Annotated in this window: 14 protein-coding genes; 13 read left to right on the forward strand and 1 reads right to left on the reverse strand. The window is 52.2% G+C overall.

The features are described from left to right. The 4 genes from KQJ19_RS19600 to KQJ19_RS19615 form a co-directional block, all read left to right on the forward strand. The coding region (locus tag KQJ19_RS19600) for an SIS domain-containing protein (protein ID WP_216404020.1) at positions 1 to 492 on the forward strand (492 nt) is incomplete at its 5' end. After that, positions 492 to 1,814 carry a 6-phospho-beta-glucosidase gene (locus tag KQJ19_RS19605; RefSeq protein ID WP_216404021.1) on the forward strand — a complete coding sequence of 441 codons (1,323 nt, stop codon included), beginning with the start codon at positions 492 to 494 and terminating at the stop codon, positions 1,812 to 1,814. The genes KQJ19_RS19600 and KQJ19_RS19605, both read left to right, overlap by 1 nt. Before the next feature lie 16 nt (positions 1,815 to 1,830). Beyond that, complete coding sequence (locus tag KQJ19_RS19610) at positions 1,831 to 2,520, forward strand: 6-phosphogluconolactonase (protein WP_047499936.1); 690 nt, start codon at positions 1,831 to 1,833, stop codon at positions 2,518 to 2,520. Between the two features lie 6 nt (positions 2,521 to 2,526). After that, a complete protein-coding gene (locus KQJ19_RS19615; protein ID WP_216404022.1) occupies positions 2,527 to 3,843 on the forward strand; it encodes a PTS transporter subunit EIIC in 1,317 nt (438 codons plus the stop codon). A gap of 63 nt (positions 3,844 to 3,906) precedes the next feature. On the opposite strand, the gene yjgA is transcribed toward KQJ19_RS19615, so the two are convergent. Next, positions 3,907 to 4,458, reverse strand: a complete 552-nt coding sequence (yjgA, locus tag KQJ19_RS19620) for a ribosome biogenesis factor YjgA (RefSeq protein WP_016151465.1) — start codon at positions 4,456 to 4,458, stop codon at positions 3,907 to 3,909. Positions 4,459 to 4,553: 95 nt separating this feature from the next. On the opposite strand from yjgA, the gene pmbA reads away from it, so the two are divergent. The 9 genes from pmbA to KQJ19_RS19665 all read left to right on the forward strand — a co-directional run. Next, positions 4,554 to 5,906 carry a metalloprotease PmbA gene (gene pmbA / locus KQJ19_RS19625; protein ID WP_003830385.1) on the forward strand — a complete coding sequence of 451 codons (1,353 nt, stop codon included), beginning with the start codon at positions 4,554 to 4,556 and terminating at the stop codon, positions 5,904 to 5,906. A gap of 48 nt (positions 5,907 to 5,954) precedes the next feature. Continuing rightward, positions 5,955 to 6,341 carry a cytochrome b562 gene (gene cybC / locus KQJ19_RS19630; protein WP_016155540.1) on the forward strand — a complete coding sequence of 129 codons (387 nt, stop codon included), beginning with the start codon at positions 5,955 to 5,957 and terminating at the stop codon, positions 6,339 to 6,341. A 330-nt stretch (positions 6,342 to 6,671) separates the two neighbouring features. After that, complete coding sequence (locus tag KQJ19_RS19635; protein WP_016151467.1) at positions 6,672 to 6,980, forward strand: PRD domain-containing protein; 309 nt, start codon at positions 6,672 to 6,674, stop codon at positions 6,978 to 6,980. Between the two features lie 10 nt (positions 6,981 to 6,990). Next, the gene (locus KQJ19_RS19640) at positions 6,991 to 7,353 is read left to right on the forward strand and encodes an SFCGS family glycine-rich protein (protein ID WP_003830384.1); all 363 of its coding nucleotides are present in this window, start codon (positions 6,991 to 6,993) and stop codon (positions 7,351 to 7,353) included. A gap of 2 nt (positions 7,354 to 7,355) precedes the next feature. Beyond that, complete coding sequence (locus KQJ19_RS19645) at positions 7,356 to 7,655, forward strand: DUF4312 family protein (protein ID WP_016151468.1); 300 nt, start codon at positions 7,356 to 7,358, stop codon at positions 7,653 to 7,655. Between the two features lie 22 nt (positions 7,656 to 7,677). Then, entirely contained in the window at positions 7,678 to 8,454 is a 777-nt protein-coding gene (locus tag KQJ19_RS19650) for a DUF4311 domain-containing protein (RefSeq protein ID WP_005134210.1), read from the forward strand. Positions 8,455 to 8,465: 11 nt separating this feature from the next. Further along, positions 8,466 to 9,110, forward strand: a complete 645-nt coding sequence (locus tag KQJ19_RS19655) for a DUF4310 family protein (RefSeq protein ID WP_003830379.1) — start codon at positions 8,466 to 8,468, stop codon at positions 9,108 to 9,110. A gap of 58 nt (positions 9,111 to 9,168) precedes the next feature. After that, a complete protein-coding gene (locus KQJ19_RS19660; protein WP_200051833.1) occupies positions 9,169 to 10,302 on the forward strand; it encodes an amidohydrolase/deacetylase family metallohydrolase in 1,134 nt (377 codons plus the stop codon). Next, the coding region (locus KQJ19_RS19665) for a DgaE family pyridoxal phosphate-dependent ammonia lyase (protein WP_216404023.1) at positions 10,286 to 11,170 on the forward strand (885 nt) is incomplete at its 3' end. The genes KQJ19_RS19660 and KQJ19_RS19665, both read left to right, overlap by 17 nt.

Consider the following 11,170-nt stretch of genomic DNA (forward strand, 5'->3'; position numbering starts at 1 on the left):
GCTTTAACCAGAGTGTCTGAGAATAAAGTCAAAGTCTTTTGTGATTTTTTGTCCGACTGCAATACGATTATCACCTGGGGATACGGTACATCAGATAGCGTGGCGAACTATGTTAGCTATAATTTGATGGTGCTGGGCTTTAATATCCTCAATGAAACAGACTACACCAACTGTAATGTCCGCAGCCGCTTTCTGACCGCTAACGATTGTATGCTGATTGTTTCCAACAGCGGTGAGTCAGAAATGCTGGAAGAGATAATTTTTAATGCCAGAAAAAACGGCATCAAGGTGGCCGCGATTACCAGCAGGGAAAACTCTACGCTGGCGCTTAAGGCCGATGCAGTCTTGATCTACAAAAACGCCATTATTAAAGATACTGCTTTCGAAAATATAAGCTATCCGATACAGATAGCCATCGTAGATATTATGCTTTTCCATTTATCCAATGTCAGAAAAGTGTCGTTGAAATTTAATTCAAAAGTAGAAGACTAATGAAAAAACTAAAACTCGTGGTGATTGGCGCGGGTAGCAGCTATACGCCAGAACTGATTGAAGGGGTAATTAAAAACTACCACCAGCTTCCCATCTCTCACATCGCTTTTGTCGACGTTGAAATGGGTAAAGAGAAAATGAACATCATTTTCGATCTCACCAAAAGAATGCTTGCCAAAGCAAATTTACCAATTGATGTCATCCAAACTTTTGACCGCAAAACAGCGCTACTGGGTGCCGACTTCGTGGTGACTCAACTGCGCGTCGGTGGTATCGATGCCCGAATCGTTGATGAAAAACTGCCGAAGTCATACGGTTTTATTGGCCAGGAAACCAATGGCGCGGGCGGGATGTTCAAAGCTCTGCGCACCATTCCGGTCATCATTGAAATAGCGAATGAAATGAAGGCGATTTGTCCAAACGCCTGGCTGATTAACTTCACCAATCCAGCTTCCATGGTGACAGAAGCGGTACTCAAATACAGCAACAACAATCGAGTCATCGGCCTGTGCAATGGTCCTGTCAATATGACCCATCAGGTGGCCGGGCTGCTGAATGCCAACGTAGAGGATTTATACGTCGAGTTCAAAGGCTCCAACCATATGAACTTTATTACCAAAATTCTGCATAACGGCGTCGACCGTACCCGCGAAACCATCGAGATAATCAACGCCGCCGACGTTGATGCACTGAGCTTTAAAAACATCAGCAATGAGCAGTTTAATAAAGAGCTGCTGGCCGCCACCAATCTGATCCCCTCTTCCTATTTAAAATACTACCTCAAGACGACTGAAATGCTGGCCGAGCAGGAAGCAGCCGAGCAATCACGGGGTGAGATCGTCAAAAATATTGAAGCCGAACTGTTTAAAAAATACAGCGACGTTACGCTTCAGGATAAGCCTAAAGAGCTGGAAGCCCGCGGCGGTGCGCTTTATTCTACCGCTGCGCTGAACGTTATTCGCGCTATTTACCTCGACGATAAGAGCATTCAAACCGTCAACGTTCGTAACGGCGGTGCTATCACTAATTTACCGGAAGAGGCGGTAGTTGAAGTGAACTGTGTGCTTACCCGTAATGGTCCGATTCCAATTTGTACTGGTGAGATCCCATCTCCTGCGAAAGGGATTGTTTCCATGATGAAAGACTATGAAGCGCAGATCGTCAAAGCCGCCGCCACCGGCGATTATCAAGCGCTTATTTCTGGCTTTATTTTCAACCCATTATGCTCAAGCGACACTTCGGGTGTGGCGTTAGCCAAAGAGATGCTGCTGGCCAATAAAAAGTATCTTCCTTTATTCGCCAAAAAGATTGAATCACTTTAATAGCGAGAAGAAACGGATGAAATGTACAACGTTTGATACCAATGCCGCGCTGGCTGAACAGGTCGTTAGTGAGCTATCCGCGCTCAAACCACATTCTCGCGTGCTGATCCCCTCCGGTAGCACGCCTCACTGGATTTACGAAGCACTGGCAGCGACACCGTTTGCCGAACGCCTTACCTTCTTTGCGCTGGATGAGTGGGTCAACGTGCCCAGCGAATCAGATGGCAGCTGCCTGAACATGATTAATCAGGACTTTGTGCACAAATGTGCCTATCCGGTGCGGTTAGTCCATTTCAATCCGTTTGCCTCTACGGCACAAAATATTGCCCATTACCAAACCGCGCTCAACGGTGAAGAGTTTGACTATGTAATTCTGGGCGTGGGAATGAACGGGCATATCGGCTTAAACGAGCCGGGCGTGCCGTTTGATGAGGATTATCTACAAACTCAACTGGATGACGTAACAATTAACGTCGCCAGCCATAAATACTTCTCCGGAGATGTCACCCTCACCGAGGGTATTACCGTCGGGATGAATAAAATCATCAGGGCTGGAAAGGTGATTGTTATCATCAACCACGATGCGAAAAAAGATATTTATCAGCAGATTGTTAACGGCGATGCGCACCACACTCAGATTCCTGCCATCTATATCAAGCAGTTCCCGCAGGTTAATTATTACGTGACAAAAAACCTTATAGGGTAAGCGGGCATGAGCATAACCTCTCTACTCGAACAAAAGATGTTGCCACTGGCCGAGAAAATCTCGTCAAACATCTACCTGACCGCACTAAAAAATGCGTTTATTGCCCTGATTCCCTTTTTGATTGTCGGTTCATTTTTCGTATTGTTAACCAACTTTCCTGTTAACGGCTATCACGAGTTTATGAGTTCGCTGTTAGGGAAAGGCGTGCTGGATAAGCTCAATTACGGGATTAACGCCAGCTACGGATTAATGACGCTGCTGGTGATTATCACCTTCTCAAAGGAGTTAGTTGAAAAGCTTAATCTCAGCCAAAGTTCCGCTATTTTACCGGTGGCGATCTTCTTCTTAATGTCGCCTGGTCATATTACGACAGGATCGGGAGAAATCGTCGCCGATGCTTACGCGCTGCTCGACTTTAGCTCTGAATCGATGTTCTTAGGGATTATCGTTACTGTGGTCACCATCAAGGTGGTTCAGTTTCTGGAAAACAGGGCTTTCACCATCAAGATGCCTGCGAGTGTCCCGCCAGAGATTGCCAGGTCGTTTAAATCGCTGGTACCTATCTTCTTAGTGCTACTGTTCTGGATTATCGTCAAGGTGCTGTTTGAGAACACGCCTTTTGGTACGCCGGGGAAATTTATCAGCGTCATGCTGCAACAGCCGTTGCTGTATCTGGGGAATTCCCTCTTATCGCAACTGATTGCTGAGATGATGATCAGTTTCTTCTGGTTCTTTGGGATCCATGGCGACTCTATCATGACATCCGTAATGGGGCCTATCTGGCAAACGCTCAGTGCGCAGAACCTGGCGCAAACTCAGGCCGGGCTGGTAGCGACCAACATCATTACTCAGCAGTTCAGGGATGTCTATTTGATTGCCGGCGGTACGGGCTTTACCGGAGCGCTGTTGATTAGCATCTTTATGGTTGCCAAAAGTACGCGATTAAAGCAGCTCTCACGGCTGGCGGCACCGGCGGCAATTTTTAACATTAATGAGCCGGTGATTTTTGGTTTGCCAATCGTGCTTAATCCGCTGATGCTTATCCCGTTTATCATTACCCCAATGGTGCTGTGTACGGTTACTTATGTGGTTATCGCATTCGGCTGGGTTCCCCCCACCTCTGGTATCTCCATTCCCTGGACAACGCCGATCTTTATTTCTGGTTTCCTCACCACCGGGATTTCAGGCATTGTTTTACAGGCCGTGAATCTGGTTATCGCCACCGCGATTTATACACCGTTCGTGAAGATTTTAGATAAGCAGTATCTGCATGAAGAGAGTCAGTCAGAGAACGCTATGGGCGAAATGCAGCCCCAGCAGTAAGAGCACAGAATCCAGGCCGGATGAAGTATTTACATCATCCGGCACTTTCTGCAGACGAAGAGGTTAGATTTCGTTTTCCGCCAGTTCACGCAGATACTGGAAAATCTGACGTGCTGATTTCGGCGGCTTGTTGCCTTCTTGCTCTTTCTTCGCATTGCGAACCAGAGAACGAAGCTGCTGGCGATCGGCGTTTGGCCACAGGTTCAGCACTTCCGCTACCGCATCATCACCTTCGGCGATCAGGCGATCGCGCAGTTGCTCAAGCTTGTGAAACAGTACAACCTGTTGGTTGTGACGGTTTTTCAGCTTGTCCAGCGCCTGACGGATAGGATCAACATCGCGCTGGCGCAACATTTTGCCAATCAGCTGCAGCTGGCGGCGGCGACCTTCCATCTTAATACGCTGGGCCAACTCAATCGCGGCACGTAAATCCGCGTCGAGCGGGATTTTATCCAGCGCGTTTTTCCCCAGTTTTACCAGTTCCACACCCAGGTGTTTTAACTCCTCGGCGTCACGTTTTATTTCACTTTTACTGACCCAGATAATTTCATCGTCTTCGTCTTCGATGTCATCACCGGGAACGTCGTCGAGCCAGTCTTCGGGCTGCTTAGTCATGTCAGGCTCCTTAAAAAAAGAGGCTAATGTTACCAGTTAAGATGCGCACTGAAAAACGGTTCTCTGTTAGACTTCAGAGAAACTCTCTCTACATTATGGCATTTGCGATGAAAGTAATCTCACAAGTTGAAGCGCAGCGTAAGATTCTGGAAGAAGCGGTCTCGACGGCACTGGAATTAGCGTCAGGTAAGTCGGATGGCGCGGAAGTCGCTGTGAGCAAGACCACGGGTATTAGCGTCAGCACCCGTTATGGTGAAGTGGAGAACGTAGAATTCAATAGCGATGGCGCGCTGGGGATTACGGTTTATCACCAAAACCGTAAGGGCAGCGCATCGTCCACCGATTTAAGCCCGCAGGCGATTGCACGTACCGTGCAGGCCGCGCTGGATATTGCACGTTACACCTCACCTGACCCGTGCGCCGGCGTGGCAGATAAAGAACTGCTGGCCTTTGATGCGCCCGATTTGGATCTGTTCCACCCGGCGGAAGTGTCCCCTGACGAAGCTATCGAACTGGCAGCCCGCGCGGAACAGGCGGCGCTACAGGCCGATAAGCGTATCACCAATACCGAAGGCGGCAGTTTTAACAGCCACTATGGCATCAAAGTGTTTGGTAACAGCCACGGGATGCTGCAGGGCTACTGCTCCACGCGTCATTCTCTTTCCAGCTGCGTCATCGCGGAAGAAAATGGCGATATGGAGCGTGATTACGCCTACACCATTGGCCGGGCGATGGGCGATCTGCAAACGCCGGAATGGGTGGGGGCAGACTGTGCTCGCCGTACCTTATCTCGCCTCTCTCCTCGTAAACTTTCCACCATGAAAGCGCCGGTGATTTTTGCCAACGAAGTAGCGACTGGGTTGTTCGGACATCTGGTCGGCGCGATTGCCGGTGGTTCGGTGTACCGTAAATCCACCTTCCTGCTCGACTCGCTGGGCAAGCAAATTCTGCCGGAATGGCTGACTATTGAAGAACATCCGCACCTGCTGAAAGGGCTGGCGTCGTCGCCGTTCGACAGCGAAGGCGTACGGACCGAACGCCGTGACATTATTAAAGACGGCGTGCTGACCCAATGGCTGCTGACCAACTATTCCGCACGTAAGCTGGGACTGAAGAGCACCGGTCATGCGGGCGGGATCCACAACTGGCGAATTCCGGGACAGGGTCTAAGCTTCGAGCAGTTGCTCAAAGAGATGGGCACAGGTCTTGTGGTTACCGAGCTGATGGGGCAGGGCGTAAGCGGCATTACCGGCGATTACTCGCGCGGCGCAGCGGGTTTTTGGGTCGAAAACGGCGAAATTCAGTATCCGGTGAGTGAAATTACCATCGCCGGGAACTTAAAAGAGATGTGGCGCAATATTGTGACCGTAGGCAACGATATTGAAACGCGCAGTAATATTCAGTGTGGTTCGGTATTGTTACCGGAGATGAAAATCGCCGGGCAATGATACTCGTTAAGGCGTTAATTTTTTTAATAATAAAAAAGGAAGTGAGCAATGCGTAAACACCTGTTAGCGATCGTCGCGGCTTCAACGCTGGTTCTTGGTTCTTCTGCGTTTGCAGCCGATCTCGAAGATGACATGGGGATCCTCAACGACAACCTGAAGATCGTCGAAAAAACGGACAATGCGACTGAACTGAAAGACGCGTTGACCAAAATGCGTGCAGCCGCGCTGGATGCTCAAAAGGGAACGCCGCCGAAGCTGGAGAGCAAATCCCCGGACAGTGCGGAGATGAAAGATTTCCGCCACGGCTTTGATACGCTGATCGGTCAGATTGACGGCGCGCTTAAACTGGCGAACGAAGGTAAAGTCAAAGAGGCGAAAGCCGTTGCGGAAGACCTGAAAAAAACGCGCAACGAAAACCACAAGAAGTTCCGCTAATCTACTCTATCCGGCCTGCATAACCGTAGGCCGGATAAGACGTTGCGCCTCTGCATCCCATAAGTAAACGCTATCCCCATCACATTTTTTCATTTTTATCGTCCATTCATTGTTCGCATTTCCTTCCATTTTGCTGCTCACTCTTGCGATCTCAATCACATTCTTCCAGTGATTAATCGTGGTCCCGGCCCTTTTTGCGGCACAGATCACTATCGCTGCGCCCCTTTCCACTTCGAAGTGGAAAACAACTCGCTACAAACTTTTAACCCCCACCGCTAAGTTAACCTCAGAGCCACTAGTGGGGTAAGACGAGTGAATAACGGAGCTGTAATGAATGACATGGGGGAATCGGTGGAACTGGCCGACCGCATGCTGGCGCAGGTGTATGCCTTGCTGCGTGAACGCCACATTATTCCCAACGCTGTACAGGAACAGATGCTGACGTCGCATGTTCGCGCCATGGCGCACCGCTCGGTAACGGGTGAACCCTTACCAGAAGTCGATGCCAGCTTGTTTGATGAAATTTCTGCCGAATCAATGGCGCTTGCCCGTGACGTGGTCGCTGAGTTTGGCAATCTTCCTGAGGAAGAGGCCTGGCTGCTGTCGGTGCACTTCGAAGTCGCGAAAGACAACCTTTAAGGAGCAAAAGATGGAACAGATTACCGTAGTGATTGGCGATCGTCTGGGTAAAGGCCAGAAAGTGGCGGCAGGCGTTGAGAAAGCGGGCGGCCGTGCGGTTGTGGTGCCGGGCGTTGCGGCAGATATGAAGCTGGGTGACGTGATGAAAGCGGAAAACGCCACCTTTGGTATCTCGTTTTGCGGCAGTGGCGGCGCGGGTGCGATTACCGCACAGACCAAATACGGCTACAAGGCGAAATACGGCATGCGCTCGGTTGATGAAGGGGTCACTGCCATCAACGAAGGTTGCAACGTGCTGGGGTTCGGTTTTATGGACAAAGAAGAACTCGGTGAGCGCCTGGTACAGGCGTGGCAAAAGAAACACGGCGCTTAAGCATGAAAGAACAATTCACCACCACGGTGAGAGTCACTGGCAAGGGCGAGGCCAAAGCGCGCGCCTTTGCCGATGCCCTGAACCACGTTCAGGCTGCGGTGATGAAAGCGTCGCCGCATATCTTACTGCGTATTGAGCCACAGGATGTGCAGGTTGTTCAAGCGCGTGAATCGGTGCGCAAAGAGGCATTTTTATTCCTCTTTTTGCGCCGGGAAAGACGCACCTTCAGCGTGGAGCTGGACGTGACCGTCAACGTGACTGCCATCAATCTCGACAAGGTGGATTTCGTTACGCAACGCTGATTCTTTATTAAAAGGCATAATTATGTTCCTGATAATATTAATAAAATCGCTCATCATCGGCGGCCTGGTTGGCGTCGGTGTCGGCGCTGGGGCTGCACGCATGTTTCATGCGCCTACCACTCAAGGGATGGGCGCGTTTCGTACTCTGGGAGAACTGAATTCCTGCGAAGGGGATCCGGCTTCTCACTTCTCGTTCGGCCTGGGCTTTTTCTTTAACGCCTGGGCTTCCTCCGTTGCGGCGGGGGCGTTCACTCAGGACGTCGACCATCGCATCATCCCCAACTGGGGCGCTGCTGCGCTGATGGTTAAAAACCGCAACGTCGGTGAAACGCTGCACGATCCCAAGCGCATGGCGATTGCCTGCGGCGTTATCGGGATGATCGTTGTGACCTTCCTGAATCTTACGGCGTCATCCGTACCGGAAGCGTTGCAGGTGACTGCCGTCAAGGTGCTGGTGCCTGCGGCTAACCTGCTGGTTAACACCGTAATGCCAGTAATCTTCTGGCTGGCGGCGATCGATGCCGGTAAAAAATCAGGCTTCTGGGCCACCGTCTTTGGCGGTGCGGCGCAACTGATTATGGGCAACGCCGTTCCGGGTCTGGTCCTTGGCATTCTGATCGGTAAAGGCGTGGAAGAGAGCGGCTGGAACCACGTCACTAAAGTGATGATGGTGGCTATCGTCGCGCTGTTTGTCCTGAGCGGCTTCTTCCGCGGCTTCGACATGAAGATGATCGAATCCTTCCATCTGACTGTGCCTAACTGGCTCGAACTGATCCACAACTCGCTCAGCGGCAAATAACGGAGGCCATCATGGAACAGAATAAAGGTTTTTGGTTCGCTGACTGGTCGTTCCCGATCTTCGTTGGCCTGCTCTCCTCTGGCGTATTTGCCGGAACGCACATGTACTACCTGTACGGTATTGGCGCATTTAACGAAGTCGCTTTTGTGGCGATGCTGAAGGCGGGAATGGACACCGGCTCCTACGGGGCGGTGGCAGCCTTTGGTGCAAGCTTCCTGTTTGCCCGCATCATTGAAGGTTCGCTGGTGGGGATTCTGGATATTGGCGGGGCGATTCAGACCGGGGTCGGGTTAGGTGTTCCGGCGCTGCTGTTGGGCGCAGGTATTATCTTCCCGGTTGCCAACTTCGCAGCGTCGCTGGTCACCGGTCTGGTGATTGGTCTGGCGATTGGCTACATCATTATTCTGGCGCGTAAGTTCACCATCAATCAGAGCGACTCGACCTACGGTGCGGATGTCATGATGGGGGCCGGTAACGCCTCCGGCCGCTTCCTCGGACCATTGATTATCCTCAGCGCGATGACGGCGTCTATCCCTATCGGCATCGGTTCACTGGCGGGCGCGCTGCTGTTTTACCTGTGGCAGAAACCGATCACCGGCGGGGCGATCCTTGGGGCGATGATCCTCGGGTCCATCTTCCCGATTGCCATTAGCTAACTGTTGATTTGTAGGCCGGATGAGGCAGTTGCGCCGCCATCCGGCAAAGGAGAGTGCGATGTTTGATTTACTCCTGCGCCGTGCGCGCCTCGTTGACGATACGGTGAGCGATATTGCGCTCAAAGACGGCAAAATTGCGGCGTTGGGCGACGTTGCTGGCCCGGCGCTGAAAACCATCGAACTGGGCGGCGAGTACTACGTCAGCGCAGGTTGGATTGATTCCCACGTTCACTGCTATCCGAAATCCCCGATTTATCACGACCAACCGGACAGCGTCGGTATAGCTACCGGCGTTACCACGGTGGTAGATGCGGGCAGTACCGGGGCGGATGATATCGATGATTTTTATACCCTGACCCGGGAAGCGACCACCGAAGTGTATGCGCTGCTGAATATCTCCCGCGTTGGGCTTATCGCCCAGAACGAGCTGGCTAATATGGTCAACATTGACGCCGATGCGGTGCGACAGGCGGTGAAGCGCCATCCTGATTTTATCGTCGGCCTGAAGGCGCGCATGAGCAGCAGCGTGGTCGGTGAAAACGGCATTACGCCGCTGGAGCGCGCCAAAACGATGCAAGCGCAGAACGGTGACCTGCCGCTGATGGTGCACATCGGCAACAATCCGCCAGATCTGGATGAGATCGCCGAACGCCTGACCGCGGGCGACATCATTACCCACTGCTACAACGGTAAGCCGAATCGCATTCTGACGCCGCAAGGCGAGCTGCGGGCGTCAGTGACGCGGGCGATTTCACGCGGTGTGCGTCTGGACGTTGGGCATGGCACCGCCAGCCTGAGCTTTGCGGTGGCAAAACGCGCTATCGGTCTGGGCATTTTGCCGCACACCATCAGCTCCGATATTTATTGTCGCAACCGTATCAGCGGCCCGGTGTATTCCCTGGCGAATGTGATGTCGAAATTTCTCGCCATTGGGATGTCGCTCCCGCAGGTCATTGAGTGCGTTACTGCCAATGCCGCCGATGGTCTGCGCCTGAAACAGAAAGGGAGACTGCAGGTTGGTCTGGATGCCGATTTAACCCTCTTTACGCTTAAGCGCCAGCCAACCGTGCTGGTAGATGCAGAAAACGACAGCCTGCAGGCTGAACAACTGCTGGTGCCGCTTGCCGCAATACGTGCGGGCAAGGGCTATATGACCGAACAAGGGAGCGCGGAACATGCCTTCGATTTTTGAGAAATACAATTTAAAACAGGTTATTAACACCTCAGGCCGCATGACGGCGCTCGGCGTTTCTACGCCACGACCAGAAGTGGTTCAGGCCGCAATGGCGGGGATGAATCAATATTTTGAGATGAAAGACCTGGTCAATAAAACCGGTGACTACATCGCGAAATTGCTGGAGGTGGAAGGGGCAACCGTCGTCTCCTGCGCTTCGGCCGGAATCGCCCTGTCAGTGGCTGGAGTGCTGGTTAAGGACAGCGACTGGCTGCTGGAGAACCTGCACGTCGCGCCGATCGAGAACAACGAAATCGTGCTGCCCAGAGGCCACAACGTCAACTTTGGCGCTCCGGTTGGCACCATGGTGGCGCTCGGCGGCGGCAAGCTCGTGGAAGCGGGTTATGCCAACGAATGTTCCGCCACTCAGCTGGCGGCGGCCATTACGCCACGCACGGCGGCCATTCTGTATATCAAATCTCACCACTGTGTCCAAAAAAGTATGCTCAGCGTGGAACAGGCTGCGGTGGTGGCGCGTACGCATAATCTGCCGCTAATCGTGGATGCGGCGGCGGAAGAGGATTTGCAGTGCTACTACCGGGTTGGTGCGGATCTGGTGATTTATAGCGGTGCGAAAGCGATTGAAGGGCCAACCAGCGGCCTGGTGATTGGCAAAACCCAATACGTTGAGTGGGTGAAGCGCCAGACCGCGGGGATTGGCCGGGCGATGAAGGTGGGCAAAGAGGGGATTCTTGGCCTGACCTGCGCCATCGAACTGTATCTGAACGCGCAGAAAGAGAGCGGCGCGGAGATGGTCGAGAAAATGACGCCGTTCATTAATGCGTTAAACCAGCTTCACGGCGTAAGTGCCCGCGTGGTGTGGGAC

Origin of the sequence: Citrobacter sp. S46_ASV_140, from assembly GCF_018919545.1 — a bacterium.
In the GTDB taxonomy this organism is placed as follows: Bacteria; Pseudomonadota; Gammaproteobacteria; order Enterobacterales; family Enterobacteriaceae; genus Citrobacter; species Citrobacter braakii.

Coding starts and splice junctions, on each gene's coding strand:
- KQJ19_RS19605 (WP_216404021.1), top strand. CDS start 492: ATGAAAAAACTAAAACTCGTGGTGATTGGCGCGGGTAGCAGCTATACG.
- KQJ19_RS19655 (WP_003830379.1), top strand. CDS start 8,466: ATGGAACAGAATAAAGGTTTTTGGTTCGCTGACTGGTCGTTCCCGATC.
- yjgA (WP_016151465.1), bottom strand. CDS start 4,458: ATGACTAAGCAGCCCGAAGACTGGCTCGACGACGTTCCCGGTGATGAC.
- KQJ19_RS19645 (WP_016151468.1), top strand. CDS start 7,356: ATGAAAGAACAATTCACCACCACGGTGAGAGTCACTGGCAAGGGCGAG.
- KQJ19_RS19650 (WP_005134210.1), top strand. CDS start 7,678: ATGTTCCTGATAATATTAATAAAATCGCTCATCATCGGCGGCCTGGTT.
- KQJ19_RS19635 (WP_016151467.1), top strand. CDS start 6,672: ATGAATGACATGGGGGAATCGGTGGAACTGGCCGACCGCATGCTGGCG.
- KQJ19_RS19640 (WP_003830384.1), top strand. CDS start 6,991: ATGGAACAGATTACCGTAGTGATTGGCGATCGTCTGGGTAAAGGCCAG.
- KQJ19_RS19610 (WP_047499936.1), top strand. CDS start 1,831: ATGAAATGTACAACGTTTGATACCAATGCCGCGCTGGCTGAACAGGTC.
- pmbA (WP_003830385.1), top strand. CDS start 4,554: ATGGCATTTGCGATGAAAGTAATCTCACAAGTTGAAGCGCAGCGTAAG.
- KQJ19_RS19660 (WP_200051833.1), top strand. CDS start 9,169: ATGTTTGATTTACTCCTGCGCCGTGCGCGCCTCGTTGACGATACGGTG.
- cybC (WP_016155540.1), top strand. CDS start 5,955: ATGCGTAAACACCTGTTAGCGATCGTCGCGGCTTCAACGCTGGTTCTT.
- KQJ19_RS19615 (WP_216404022.1), top strand. CDS start 2,527: ATGAGCATAACCTCTCTACTCGAACAAAAGATGTTGCCACTGGCCGAG.